This window comes from Bacteroides sp. AF32-8BH (assembly GCF_003435205.1).
Taxonomy (GTDB): domain Bacteria; phylum Bacteroidota; class Bacteroidia; order Bacteroidales; family Bacteroidaceae; genus Bacteroides; species Bacteroides ovatus.
In genome coordinates this window covers 24,730-39,395 of record NZ_QVLZ01000058.1, presented here as the reverse complement: position 1 = coordinate 39,395, position 14,666 = coordinate 24,730, and the positions used below count along the sequence as shown (strand labels likewise).

Here is a 14,666-nt window from a genome sequence, read left to right as displayed (position 1 = left end):
CTGTCCCACTACTAGGCCCGGCATTTACTGATTTCGGTTTCGTTAAAATCATACTTTTTTACCCCATGTTCATCTGTTACTTCTTAGGTAACAGACAATACATACACGAAACGCATACTACAGTGAAAATAGAAATCACATACATGACAAAGGCGTAGAAAATGGAAAAGCCTAATATTCAATAAGAAAACTATTGAATTAGGCAATGAAAAAGTATAGAGCATGGAAATAAGATTATTTCATGTTCAGATAGTTTTTTGCTCTATGTTTCAGATAAAACGAAAAAAAGTGGAAGAATATTTGCTTACTATTCGTGTTTTTGTCTATCTTTGCGTCAAATTTAAGTTCTGTTACCTAAGAAGTAACACACACATTTTACTTCTGATTATCAATATTTTATATATCTACCATCTGTCTACACAACAGTTTCTCACGTAAGATAAATTCCCTTTATTTACCTCTGTACGTTCTTTAAGCCCGAAGCCTTTCAAATAGATTTGTGTGGTTTTTATAGATTTGTGTCCCAATGATTCACTAATCATTTCAATGGATACTCCACGATACTTCGCTGTCGTTGCCCAAGAATGGCGAAGTGTGTAAGAAGTGACAGGAGACTTCAAACGTAAAACTCTCGCTAAGTCCTTTAAACGGTTGTTGAATCGACGAAGGGCAGACTGGTATTCCCGATAAGCCCTTTCATCCGTCCGTTTCTTATCACTACTAAGAATATCAAACAGATAATCTGGAGAATCCGGATGAGAATCCTGGTTACTACGAAGCCGGTTAATCATTTCCTTTGCAGTATCAAGTATTTCCACACTCATCGGAGTTTTAGTCTTGATACGGTTATACCGTAACACATTCTGATCTAAAGCTGATTTCTCCAGATGAGCTAAATCCGCGAATGACATTCCACAGAATTGAAACATCAGGGCAGCAATAGCCTGCGTACGACGCAAACGCTCCGATTTGGGATCCTCATACAGAAGTCTGCGTAATTCACCGATAGGCAAAGCTTTCTTTTGGCGAACATCTACTCCCGTATAAACATCATGAAACAACCGAGGCACATAAGGTGCACTACCTGCTTCCACTCCTCGATTATAAATACAACGAAGCATACGCATATACGTAGAAATCGTATTAGGCTTCAAGCCACACTCATAAAGATACTGCCCGTAACGTCGTAAACGCTCGCGGGTGACCTGTCTGAACGACACATTGGACGTGCCACAAAATTTGCTAAAAGAGAAGATAGCATTCTTATAGACATGCGCTGTAGAATGCCTTCCTTCCTTTCGCAAACGACCGATGTAGAACTCTGCACATCGGCTAAACCCATTTTTGTTCATCATTTGCATCACTAGTTATTTTATATATGCCATTTGGCAAGCGGCAAAAAAACAAATCTTTTTGCATACCTGACACGTACTTACTAGATGCAGTCCTATTTTTTATCATTTTTAACGTTATTACAATCAGCAAATTATGACAGTAAAAATGGTATCACTATCATTGCTGCGCTGACAAATAAACGGTAAAAGAACTAAAAAAATATCCGGATGCTCACAAAAAGAACATCCGGATATCACTCTCTTTTTACCTTCTGACTAATTACCTTTCTGAATAGTTTGTCAGATTGTAACATACCGGCTTAGTACTATTACCTACACGGTAAATACCGAACTTGAAGTAATAACCATCATCGTCGTTACGTCCAATCATGATTTTTTCATTGTCTACAATGTGTTTACTAACCTTTTTCCCCTTTTCCTGATAGTCCATCTGCACATCGAGCATACCCGGTTTTACAATCGTTTCCGCCTCTTTGCCATAGACTGTCCAGTCGATATGAATGCGGAATGTAATCCAGCAGTCTTTCGGAAAATCGGCATAAGGCATTTTGTAAGCAATGGTCGATGCTTTATAGTCTGATGTTACAGGTTTCATAATCGGTGTTTTTTCGGGATTTGCGTTGCAACGGTCGTCTTTATCCGTCAGCCACTTACGATCGGAATTTGCTTTGATATAGAACCATCCGCCAGAGAACCCGAACGCCAATGGAGGATAGCCTCCTTGTTCCACGAGCCATCCGTTGGCCTTTCCGGCCTGATATACAGGATTTCCTTGTTTGTCTTTCACCGGATTACCTTGTTTATCCAGTTTGGCTACTTTCTCGTGCCCTTCATTCTTTTTAAAGATCGTAGTCTTTTCCAGTTCAACGAACTCGTCAATCGTCAGTTTCTTCACTTCGCCCTGTGGAGTTTGTACCAATGTACGATCCGGCATCCCATGCCATTGGGCAAAAATTGTCGAGACATCGCTACCCAATGAAGAAGGAATATATACGGAAAACTCATAGTCGCGGGAAGCTCCTTGCGGACAAATTCCTTTCCCATGATGATATACAGTTTTGGTAATCTGCGCTTTCTGATAAACATCGGCAGGCAAGCCTTTGAAATCATCGGAAGTTGCATAACAATAAGAAAATTCCGCACGCCCTTTTGTTTCCCCTTTGGCATATCCTGACAGGGTGTTATCATCTTCCTTCAATTCAAAACGATAGGAAGGCTTACCGTTGAACATACGTGTGAAGTCGCGTTGAATTGCATGAGGCTTTTTAGTCCCTACTGCTACCCAGCAATCGTCTATAATTTGATTGACGCGTGCCGAATCCGCCTGCACGTTTACCCGTTCCGTAAGCGGAACCAACGTTTGTGTATCTTTGGTTTGAGCGGTCAGTGCCGTACATCCTACTGCTACCACACAGATAGCAAAAATGTTTTTCTTCATTCTATTCGGTATTAAGTTTGTTGACGGTGCAAAAATACGAAAGGCAACCTCATTGGCTGCCTTTCTTTTGTCTCAAATGTTTTCACATTTGTGTAATTTTACTGTCAACACCCGCCTACAAGCTTAATTGGGTGCTTCATCGTCATAATCTTCTTCAAGCATATCCACTTTCTGTATGCTCATTTTTCCATCAGCGGTAATCGTTATGGAAAGCGGCATATACAAATCTGTCTGCGGATAACAAACACTCGCTGCATACACAATTCCCTGCGGAGTAGTCTTGTCATATACAATGCCTTCCAATATAGACTTAGATAGGAAGTTTGCATCGACTACCGATGAAAAATCATTCTTGGTAAAGGTCTTGTTCAACACAGTTTCGTTACCACGCGTCAGGTGCAACACTATTTTATTGTCGACATAGGTATCTCCCATCTCGTTTGTCACATGGGGCAGATTTTCATCCGGAGTACGCGAAACGAGGGAATGATAATCTTTCCCCTTAAACTTAAAGTCGGTTTCGCTCTTAGACGTCTGCATACGCTGCAATCCGTGAGCATCCACACTGTCTATCATCGCCAATGTCGACGTATTATCTGAAGATCCTTTTTTACCGCCACATGCACTCACAGCCACTGCCAACGGCAATAAAAGCCAATAAATTAGTTTTCTCATACGTAAGTTTTCTGTTTATAAATAGATAGCAAAGGAACAAAAAGAGCGGGATATTTACAAGTGTAACCGACATTTTTCCTACATTTGCAGGAAAGAAGGAATACTTTTACAACAATTACAGATTTAAAAACCTGCAAACCTAACACCATGCGCGAACGAATTACAACAATTCTTTTTCTCATCCTTGCCTACTGTAGCAGTGGCAATGTGTATGGGCAAAAAGTAAATTATCAGCAATTCGACAACATCTATCTCGGAGCCGAAGCTTCGGTGATTAGTTGCTTCCTGCAAGATAGCGAGGGACTGATATGGGTAGGTTCCAACAAGGGTTTATTCAGTTATGACGGTTATTCCACACAACAGCATTTCACGTATGGAGAACGCACTAACACACGTATCTACTGCGGTATTATAGCAGATAACACTTATTTATATCTGGGAACAGATAACGAGATTCTTGTTTATAACTATCGAACAGACAAATATGAGCAACCGGATACTGATTTCCCAACGGATGTCCGTACCATGGTACTTCAGGGAGATACATTGTGGATAGGTTCGTTGAATGGATTATATACTTATCAGTTAAAAAGCCGTCAACTGAATCATTTCGATAGCAAACAGACCGGATTGCCTCATAACACCATCTATTCCATCATTCATACAAAAGATAATCAAATTTATATAGGTACTTACAACGGATTATGCCGCTATGTACAAGCAAGTGGAAAATTTGAAAACATCCTTTTGCCAGTTAACCGGGGAGGCAGCAATTTGTTTGTCAATTCTCTGTTGGAAGACACCACCCGACAATGTATCTGGATCGGGATGGAAGGTTATCTCTTCCAATACAATCCCACTACAGGAGAGATGAAGGCGATAGAGGTATTTCATAACAACTCCATCAAATCACTGGCACTGGACGGAGATGAAAATTTGCTGGCAGGTACAGACAACGGGCTTTATGTGTACCAGAATGACAAAGAACCTTTGCAGCATATCATTCACGATTCACGCAATATCCAGTCACTAACCAACAATATTATCTGGAACATATTCTCGGATCAGGAACATAATATCTGGCTGGGAACAGATTATGGCATTTCCCTGTCACGCTATAACAGTGCGCTGCAATTTGTACCGATTTCTCAAATCACAGGCACAGGAGACGGAAATCAGTTCTATTCCCTGTTCCGGGATTCCAAAGGATTCTATTGGTTCGGAGGTACAAACGGAGTGATCCGGTTCACCCATCCGGCAGGCAATAAACACGATGCTATCTGGTATAGAATGGGGGATAAAAAACATCCGTTATCCCACAACCGGATACGGCACATCTACGAGGATAGAGAACAGCAGTTATGGATAGCCACAGACGGAAGTATCAACCGCTATGACTATAATACCCATCAATTTGTACACTACAACATCGTAGACAGTACAGGAACTTATAATACCAACTGGGCTTATTACCTGTTTGAAGATACTGACGGGAAGCTTTGGATCGCCACCTGTCTCGGAGGTATCTTTGTTGTGGACAAACATAAACTGATACAATCTGCCGGAAAATCGTATGTGGCCGATCAAAATTATTCCATTCATAATGGGCTGTCGGGGATGTTCATTAATCAGATTGTCCCTGATGCGGAAGGTAATGTATGGGTATTGTTATACAACAGCAAAGGGATAGACAAAATCAATGCCCGTACGCGACAAGTGACAAAGCTGTTTGCCGATGAATTAAGTGGCGAGAAGAGCCCGAACTACCTTTTACGAGATGAAGACGGCATGCTTTGGGTAGGATTTCACGGAGGAGTGATGCGTATCAATCCCAAAGACTCGAGTCAGCAAAGTATCTCTTTCGGCAATTTCAGCAATAACGAGATTCTGTCTATGACCTCTGTAAAAGAACATATCTGGGTTTCCACCACTAACGGACTTTGGATCATCGACCGGAGAACAATGGATGCCCGCCAGCAAAGCCTGACGGATAAACGTTTCACCAGTCTCATGTTTGATCCGGAAGATGGAAATATCTATCTGGGAGGTGCAGACGGGTTCGGCATATCCCGTCCCGAAATACAAGCCATGAGTCAGCCGGAACACTCCATTTTACTGACTGCCTTATATATCAACAATCAACTGATGTCTCCGCATACCGGAGAGAATATTCCCAACATCCGCTATACCGATGCTATCGAGCTAAAATACGACCAGAACAACCTGGCTTTCGAACTTTCAGACCTCCCCTACTCGCTGGAAGAAAAACATGAATTCGTCTACCGGCTGGAAGGTATGGACAAAGAATGGAATTTCCTGCAATCCAACACGAATCGCATTACGTACAGTAATCTGGGTTATGGGGATTATCAGCTGGTAATCAGCAAAGTAGAAAAGAGCGGTTCTCCTTCCGAGCATCCATATATCCTGAATATTAAAATTCTCCCTCCATGGTATTACACACTTTGGGCAAAGATAGTCTACATTCTTTTATTCTTGAGCCTCATTGCCTGGGTTATCAACTTTTTCCGTGTCAAGAACCGTCTGAAAATGGAACGAATGGAAAAAGAGAAGATTCTGGAGCAATCACGCCAGAAAATGGCTTTCTTTACCAATTTGTCTAATGAATTAAAGACACCGCTTAGCCGGATTATCGCTCCTGTCAGTCAATTGCTCCCCGTTGCAGAAGAAGTGCATGAGAAACAGACACTGGAGGAGGTGCAACGTAATGCAATGAAAATAAACTCATTGATTCATCAGGTATTAAACTTCAACCGGATAGAGGATAATAAAGATTCACTGCTGATTTTGTCGCGCATCGAACTTGTGTCATTCAGCCGTAGCCTGTTTTCTGTCTATGAGGAAAACAAACAGATCACATTCCATTTCGAGACAAATAAAGCCAAGATTTATGCTGATATGGATGCCATCAAACTTGGAGTGATTTTAGATAATCTGCTTTCAAATGCCGTCAAATTCACCCCGGATGGCGGAAGCGTCCGTCTGTCTCTTTTCTATCGTGAAGAAACGGGATTGTTGGATATCTGTGTTTCAGATACAGGAAGCGGAATCCCGCAACAAGATATTCCATATATCTTCCAGCGCTTTTTCCAGTCTCCACATTCCGGCAATAAGGAAGGTACAGGTATCGGACTTTATCTGGTCAAGACTTATACGGAACTTCATGGCGGTCACATCAACGGAGTCACCTCGAACGAAGGAAAAGGAACTTCCATTGGCCTGAATATCCCTGTCATCGCCGTAGAGAAAGAAGAGATTCCGGCGACACAGGTGAAAAAGCAGTTGGAATCGTTGCCTGTTCTTAAACCAATCGAAGCAGAATCTCAAGATGAGAAATTTCTGTCGAACATTATCCGCCTGATTGAGGACCATCTTTCTGAATCGGAATTGAATGTAAATGCACTTTGTGAATTATCCGGTATCAGCAATAAGCAGATTTACCGGAAAATCAAACAGCTGACCGGAATGTCTCCAGTGGAATACATCAAATCGATCCGGATGAAAAAGGCGGCCATGTTGTTGCAACAAAAGAAATTTACCATTGCCGAAGTGATGTACATGGTAGGCTTTTCCAATCACTCTTACTTCTCCAAATGTTTTCAGGCAGAATTCGGAAAAACGCCACGCCAGTACCTTAATGAAGACCTGTAGAGGCATTTTGGGGCATTTCGTCCTATTTTTATCCTTATATGTCCAATCTGTGCTTTTATTGAAATGACCAATAAATTACTTTTGTTGCTGTCAATAAACCGATAAATTTGATAGCATGAAAAGACTGTTGATCCTTACCTTTATTTGTTTGATATCTGCCTTTGTCAAAGTGCAAGGCAAATCATCCTCTACACCTATTATATATATAGATGGAAATGGGGTGATGCGTTGGAGTGACACCCGCCGGGAGGCTTCCTTTTTCGGTGTTAATTATACGCTGCCTTTCGCCCATGCTTACCGTGCCATTGGATATTTGGAACTGGACCGCAAAGCTGCTATAGACAAAGATGTATATCATATCTCCCGTCTGGGACTGAATGCTTACCGTATTCATTTATGGGATGTGGAACTGACAGACGGACAGGGAAATCTCCTCGAAAACGAGCATCTCGACTTGATGGACTACCTGATTGCCAAACTCAAAGAACGCAATATTCATATTGTGATTACCGCGCAGACCAACTTCGGGAACGGATATCCCGAACGAAACATACAGACGGGCGGCTTCTCCTATAAATATGATAAATGCGATATGCACTCCCACCCGGAAGCTATCGCTGCACAAGAAACCTATCTTCATGGTTTGGTGAAGCACGTCAATCCATATACGGGGTTAGCTTATAAAGACGATCCCTCCATTGTTGGGTTCGAAATCAATAATGAACCTTGTCATTCCGGTACGAAGAAAGAGGTAAAAGCCTATATCAACCGGATGCTGAAAGCGATCAATAAAACAGGAAACCGCAAACCTGTATTCTATAATGTAAGCCACAACGGATATGTAGTAGAGGCTTATTACGAAACTGCCATTCAGGGAACTACTTATCAATGGTATCCCATCGGACTGGTATCCGGACAGACACAGCAGGGAAATTTCCTTCCCTATATAGACCGCTATGATATTCCCTTTTCCGATAAAGTGAAAGGATTCGATAAGAAAACACGGATGGTATATGAGTTCGATCCGGCAGATATCATGTATTCTTATATGTATCCGGCCATGGTACGCACTTTCCGTACAGCAGGTTTTCAATGGATTACCCAGTTTGCGTATGATCCGATGGATATCGCTTATGCCAATACGGAATATCAGACTCATTTCTTGAATCTTGCCTATACGCCTCATAAAGCCATCAGTATGAAGATAGCTGCCGAAGCTACACGCAGTCTGAAAAGAGGTGAATCATACGGCAGTTATCCACAGGACACTTTATTTGGTGACGGTTTTCGTGTCAGTTATACAGAGGACTTGAGCGAATTAAATAATGGAAAGAAATTCTATTATTCCAATCATACCAACACCCAGCCCAAAGATGCGTCACAACTTGTTTCCATTGCCGGTTGTGGCAGTTCTCCGATCATTCATTATGAGGGAACAGGTGCTTATTTCATGGATTGCCTCGAACCGGGAGTCTGGAGACTGGAAGTGATGCCGGACGCGGTAGTAGTGAACGATCCGTTTGCCAAACCGTCACTCGATAAAGAAGTGGTTACCATCGCTTATGGTGCTTGGGACATGGCTTTGCAAATACCTGATTTAGGGATGGAATTTACCTTTACGGCCCTCAATCAAGGAAATCAGCAGAAAGGAGATGTGACAGACGGGATTATCCGCGGACTTCGTCCGGGTACCTATCTGCTGAAACGTAAAAACTGTACGCCCAAACAGAACTGGCAGGCAGACTCTCAATGGAATTCCATCCGCATCGGAGAGTATGTGGCTCCTGCTCCACGTGTGACGGATTATAAAGTCGTTCATACTCCATCGGCAACCACTGAAGCAAATAAGGATTTGACGATTAGTGCACAGGTGGTAGGAACCGAATTCCCGGATTCTGTGATTATCTACACCGATAAGATATCTTTTTGGAATGAGCATAATCCATATATCAAGATGAAACGTACAGGCGGATATACCTATCAAGCAACGATACCCGCTACAGAAATAAAGGATGATTGTTTCAGGTATAACATCATCGTATGCCGGGGCAACAGCACTCGCACTTATCCCACAGGAAATTCCGGTTACAGGAATTCATCATTGGGAATAAAGGGAAATCCACTGGACTGGAATTATACTTCCGGAGCCTATTGGACTACTCGTGTTGTTGCCCCAGATAGTGCGATACCACTATTGACTATTACGGACGCAGATAGCCGGATAGAAGCATACACGCTTCCCGAATGGAATGATCTCCAACGTACTTTGGTTGATTCTTCTCCGGTGGAAAAACCTTTGCTCCGGTTCCGGTTTACTCCTAAAGGAGAAAATCCGCACTATTTCCTCCGCACGTTCGTAAAGAACCTGATTGAAGAAAGAAAAGAAAGAGTAAAGGATTGTAGCGTTCTCTGTATCCGGGTAAATCGCACGAAAGCACTTCCGGAAGGACTCAGTGCCGGTTTCGTAACGTCAGACGGATATACTTATAAAAGCCCTTGTCCTGCTCCATCATCGGAGGGAATCATACGGATACCGTTGAAAGATTTACGCCAGACAGACACGGCACTGCTGCCGATAGCTTATCCGACCTTCTTGAAACAGTATTTCCATCCGGAAACGGAAATCGCATTTTTACCGGAAAGGATTGAAAAGCTGGAGCTATCAATGTCAGGAAACAAGAAAGGTTTAGTTGAGATTGAACTAGGAAATATCTGGCTGGAATAATCGTTCTTAAAGTTCCCCGTTGTCGAAGCCTTTGTTCCTCGGTGAGGAAAGGGTCGTTCATCGGTGAGGAACAAGGTCTTCCTCGGTGAGGAACAAATCTTTCGTCTGAACCACGTCTGAAGCCTTCTGAAAAGGGGTAGCAAACGGAAGAGACAGAAAGGGAAAAGCCGCTGATTTTTAAATAAAAAGTAAAAATAAATCTATTATCAATAACACAGTAATTATGAACAGGAATATCTTAAATCTACGCCATCTGACTGTACTACTTATGTTGTGTACAGCCTTTTTAGGAGGCATCATTCCTGCCTTCGCCCAACAAGGAGGCAAGAAAATCACCGGACAAGTGATTGACGAGAACAAGGAACCGATGATCGGAGTAAGTATCCTCATTGTCGGTACTTCTACCGGAACAGTGACCGATTTCGACGGTAATTATACACTCAATGTGCCACAGGGCAGCAAAGAGTTGCAATTCTCTTATGTAGGATATGAAACAAAGGTAGTACCTGTTCCTGCCAACAGTACTACTTTGAATATCCAGTTGAAAAGTGATTCACAGGTATTGAGCGACGTTGTAGTAATCGGCTATGGTACGCAGCGTAAAAGCGACCTGACAGGTTCGGTAACTAACGTCAGCAGCAAGGACTTCAACATGGGATTGGTCAGCTCTCCCGAGCAACTGATTAATGGTAAGATTTCCGGTGTGCAAATCATGTCCAACAGTGGTTCTCCCACTGCGGGAAGTACGATCCGTGTGCGTGGTGGTGCTTCACTGAACGCTAGTAATGACCCTTTGATCGTACTGGACGGCGTTCCTTTGGAACAGGGAGGCATCAGCGGTAATGACGGGAATTTCCTTAGCCTCATCAACCCGAACGATATTGAAAGTATGACCATTCTGAAAGATGCTTCTTCGACTGCCATTTACGGTTCGCGTGCATCCAACGGGGTTATTCTGATTACTACCAAAAAAGGAAGTTCCGATAAACTGAAGATTACATTCAGTACGACCAACTCTGTACAAACCCGTACCAAATTGGCAGATATGTTGAGTTACGATGAATTTGTCAATACCATCCAAAGCAAAGGAACCGATGCACAACGGGCGTTACTCGGCACGACACATACGGACTGGAACGATGAGATTTATCAAAATGCCTTCGGTACGGATAATAATCTAAGTGTTGCTGGAAAGATTACCAAAAACTTACCTTTCCGTGCATCTATCGGTTACTACAACCAGAGTGGTTTATTACGTACTGACAACGCGGAGCGTTACACCGGAAGCATTACATTGAATCCGTCTTTCTTTAAAGACCACTTAAAACTGAATATCAATGCTAAAGGTTCTATCAATAAGAACACATTTGCCAATACAAGTGCCATTTGGGCTGCTTCGACCATGAATCCTACCATTCCAGTATATTCGGGTCTAGACACATTCGGCGGATATACGGAAGCGATTGACAACACCGGTGCTCCTGTGAACGGAGCAGTCATGAATCCGGTGGGACTTCTCAATATGAATGACTCACAAAGTACAGTAAAACGTTTTATCGGAAACATTGATGCAGACTATCGTCTTCACTTCTTCCCCGATTTGAAGTTGCATGCTACGTTAGGTTATGACTATGCACAAGGTAAAGGAAGTGTATATGTTCCGGCAGAAGCTGCACAGAATTACACCACTTCCGGTTTGGATTACAGCTATGGCCCACAGAAAAAAGAAAACCGTCTGTTGACTCTGTATGCCAACTACAACAAATTGGTGGAATCCATTAAGAGTAGTTTTGATGTAACAGCCGGTTACGATTATCAGTACTGGAAATCCACGACTCCGCTTTATAGCGAAATGAACACGTTGGGAGAAATACAGAAAACATCGAAAGCCTCTGACGAACGCCATGTATTACTCTCTTATTATGGCCGTTTGAACTACTCGTTCAACTCCCGCTATATGCTGACTACTACTGTACGTCGCGATGCCACTTCGCGCTTCGCTAAAAATGTACGTTGGGGTACGTTCCCGTCAGTAGCATTAGGATGGAGAGTGACAGAAGAATCATTCCTGAAAGACAATAAAGTCATCAGTACGCTGAAAGTGCGTGCCAGTTATGGTGTCACCGGGCAGCAAGACGGTATAGGCAACTACAACTACCTCCCTATCTATACGATCAGTCAAAGTGGTGCCGGCTCTCTTATCGGTGGCACTCCGACTCCTACTTACCGCCCCAAAGCGTATGTACCCAACCTGAAATGGGAAACAACCACTTCATGGAATGTGGGTTTTGACTTCGGTTTTCTCAAAGACCGCATCACTGGTAGTTTCGACTACTACACCCGTCAGACCAAAGACCTGATTGCCACCGTACCTGCTGCTGCCGGTACTACATTCGATCGTAACATCACGACCAATGTCGGAAATGTGGACAGTCAGGGTGTGGAATTCAGTCTGAACGCAACGCCCATACAGACCAAGGACTGGAACTGGGACTTGAGTTTCAACATGACATGGCAGAAGATGAAAGTGAAAAACTTATCACTGACAGCCGGTACGCCTGCCACCAACACTTCTGTAGGTCCGTATATCGACAGTTATCAGGTACAGACATTGAGCGAGGGATATGCTCCTTATATGTTCTACGTTTACCATCAGCTGTATGATGAAAAAACCGGCAAACCGATAGAAGGAGCTTACGTAGACCTTGACGGGGACGGACAAATCAACTCGAACGACTTGTACCGCTACCACTCTCCGGCTCCCGACTATATCCTCGGTTTCAGTACCTCATTGCGTTACAAGAAGTGGACATTGAGCACCAGCCTGCGTGCCAATATCGGAAACTATGTCTATAATGCGATGGCTATGAACAGCGGTGCCTGGGAAACTGTCAGCTATAACTCTTATCAGCTAAACAACCTGTCATCAACCTATCTGAAAACAGGATTCCAGACACGTCAATATCTCTCTGACTACTATGTAGAGAATGCTTCTTTCCTGAAAATGGATAATCTCTCATTGGGTTACAACTTCGGCACTATTTATAAAGGATGCAGTCTGAATGTGAGTGCCATGGTGCAAAATGTATTCTGTATCACCAAATACAGCGGCGTTGACCCGGAAGTTCCCGACGGTGTGGACAATTCGTTTTATCCACGCCCACGTACTTTCTCTCTCAACATAGGTATTAACTTCTAATTACTAAAAGCATCGATTATGAAAAAGATATTTTATACAGCCCTTTATTTTTGCAGCGCACTCCTGATGAGTTCCTGCATAGGCGACTTGGACCAATATCCACACGAAGAAGAAACATCTTCTACCATATATACCAGTGCTGCAAACTATAAAGCCGTTCTGGGAAAAATCTATGCAGCCATGGTGACCACCGGACAGGAAAAGAATGGTGACAACGATTTGAGTAGTAACAGCGGACAGGATTATATGCGCTGTTTCTTCAACTTGCAGGAATGTGGAACGGATGAAGTGGCTTCTACCTGGCTGTCCGGTGACAACGTAACGGGACTGACGTATTTGAGTTGGGACGCTAATGATCCTTGGGTATCGGATATGTATTACCGTATCTATTACAACATTGCTTTATGTAATGAGTTTCTCCGCAATGCCACCGATGAAAAGATAGCACAGTTCACGGACCAGGAGCAGACTGAAATTCGTATTTATCGTGCCGAAGCCCGTTTCATGCGTGCTTTATTCTACTATCACGCACTCGATCTGTTCCGCAATATCCCGTTTGTGACGGAAAATGACCCGCTAGTCGGATATCTGCCTCCCCGCTATACAGCCCAACAGATTTTCGATTATATTGAAAGTGAACTGAATGCCATTAAAGATGAAATGCTAAATAAAGCGAACTGTCCTTACGGACGCGCTTCCCAAGGAGCTGCATATACATTACTTGCCAAATTATATCTGAATGCGGAAGTTTATACCCAGACTTCCAAATACAACGAATGTATCAAAGCCTGTAAAAAGGTTATCGAACAGGGTTATCAACTGGAAAGCGATTATTACAAGCTGTTTAATGCCGACAATGACAAACGTACGAACGAAATAATCTTCACCCTCCCGGTAGACGCAACCAATCTCGTGTCATGGGGATCATCCACTTACATTGTTTGTGGCGCAGTGAGCAACACGTCCGAAAAACAGATACCGGAAGATTACGGTGTAAAATCAGGATGGGGTATGTTCCGTGTACGCGGAGAAATTCCTCAACTTTTCTCAGGTAACGAAGAAGCCGACCAGCGATATATGTTCTTTACCGACGGACAAACCCGGGACCTGGAAAAGATAGATGACCAAAGCAATGGCTATTTCGTAGAAAAATGGACTAACCTGACTGATGCCGGACAGACTGCTTCCAACACCGCAGACGGTGGTGTAAATACAGATTATCCCCTATTCCGTCTGGCCGATGTATATTTAATGATGGCAGAAGCTGTGGTACGTGGAGGAACGGAAGCAACTCTGGCAAATGTACTGCCTTATATCAATGAGCTACAGGAACGTGCTTTCGGCGACAACACTCATAACAAAAGCGAGTCTGAAATCAACGAACTGTTTATCATCAACGAACGTGCCCGTGAGCTGTATTGGGAGGGGTATCGCCGTACGGACTTGATCCGCTTCAATCAATTTACAACCAACAGCTATGTATGGCAATGGAAAGGTGGCGTAAAAGACGGTAAGGCAGTAGAGAGCAAATACAATATCTATCCGATACCTGCTACCGAACTGACGGCCAATCCAAACTTATACAATGAAAACTATTAATCA

At 43.1% G+C, this 14,666-nt stretch carries 7 protein-coding genes; 4 read left to right on the top strand and 3 right to left on the bottom strand.

Annotated features, from left to right (window positions below):
• Positions 1–404 precede the first annotated feature (404 nt).
• The 3 genes from DWZ47_RS27085 to DWZ47_RS27075 form a co-directional block, all read right to left on the bottom strand.
• Positions 405–1,355 (bottom strand): tyrosine-type DNA invertase cluster 3b, encoded by a 951-nt coding sequence (locus DWZ47_RS27085; RefSeq protein WP_270538559.1) that lies wholly within the window; start codon positions 1,353–1,355, stop codon positions 405–407.
• 259 nt (positions 1,356–1,614) lie between these two features.
• Positions 1,615–2,793 (bottom strand): heparin lyase I family protein, encoded by a 1,179-nt coding sequence (locus tag DWZ47_RS27080; protein ID WP_117515322.1) that lies wholly within the window; start codon positions 2,791–2,793, stop codon positions 1,615–1,617.
• Between the two features lie 123 nt (positions 2,794–2,916).
• Positions 2,917–3,468 (bottom strand): DUF4738 domain-containing protein, encoded by a 552-nt coding sequence (locus tag DWZ47_RS27075; protein WP_009000762.1) that lies wholly within the window; start codon positions 3,466–3,468, stop codon positions 2,917–2,919.
• Positions 3,469–3,615: 147 nt separating this feature from the next.
• Between DWZ47_RS27075 and DWZ47_RS27065 the strand changes: the two genes are divergently transcribed.
• The 4 genes from DWZ47_RS27065 (at position 3,616) to DWZ47_RS27050 (ending at position 14,663) form a co-directional block, all read left to right on the top strand.
• Complete coding sequence (locus DWZ47_RS27065) at positions 3,616–7,140, top strand: two-component regulator propeller domain-containing protein (protein ID WP_117515320.1); 3,525 nt, start codon at positions 3,616–3,618, stop codon at positions 7,138–7,140.
• 115 nt (positions 7,141–7,255) lie between these two features.
• Positions 7,256–9,865: a cellulase family glycosylhydrolase gene (locus DWZ47_RS27060; protein ID WP_117515318.1), complete on the top strand. Its 2,610-nt coding sequence runs from the start codon at positions 7,256–7,258 to the stop codon at positions 9,863–9,865.
• A 223-nt stretch (positions 9,866–10,088) separates the two neighbouring features.
• Entirely contained in the window at positions 10,089–13,064 is a 2,976-nt protein-coding gene (locus DWZ47_RS27055; RefSeq protein ID WP_115484806.1) for a SusC/RagA family TonB-linked outer membrane protein, read from the top strand.
• An 18-nt stretch (positions 13,065–13,082) separates the two neighbouring features.
• Positions 13,083–14,663: a RagB/SusD family nutrient uptake outer membrane protein gene (locus DWZ47_RS27050; RefSeq protein ID WP_004302204.1), complete on the top strand. Its 1,581-nt coding sequence runs from the start codon at positions 13,083–13,085 to the stop codon at positions 14,661–14,663.
• Positions 14,664–14,666: the final 3 nt, after the last annotated feature.

What these genes read in the sequence shown, in the direction of transcription:
- DWZ47_RS27085 (WP_270538559.1), bottom strand. Translation starts at nt 1,355, where the DNA reads ATGATGAACAAAAATGGGTTTAGCCGATGTGCAGAGTTCTACATCGGT.
- DWZ47_RS27080 (WP_117515322.1), bottom strand. Translation starts at nt 2,793, where the DNA reads ATGAAGAAAAACATTTTTGCTATCTGTGTGGTAGCAGTAGGATGTACG.
- DWZ47_RS27075 (WP_009000762.1), bottom strand. Translation starts at nt 3,468, where the DNA reads ATGAGAAAACTAATTTATTGGCTTTTATTGCCGTTGGCAGTGGCTGTG.
- DWZ47_RS27065 (WP_117515320.1), top strand. Translation starts at nt 3,616, where the DNA reads ATGCGCGAACGAATTACAACAATTCTTTTTCTCATCCTTGCCTACTGT.
- DWZ47_RS27060 (WP_117515318.1), top strand. Translation starts at nt 7,256, where the DNA reads ATGAAAAGACTGTTGATCCTTACCTTTATTTGTTTGATATCTGCCTTT.
- DWZ47_RS27055 (WP_115484806.1), top strand. Translation starts at nt 10,089, where the DNA reads ATGAACAGGAATATCTTAAATCTACGCCATCTGACTGTACTACTTATG.
- DWZ47_RS27050 (WP_004302204.1), top strand. Translation starts at nt 13,083, where the DNA reads ATGAAAAAGATATTTTATACAGCCCTTTATTTTTGCAGCGCACTCCTG.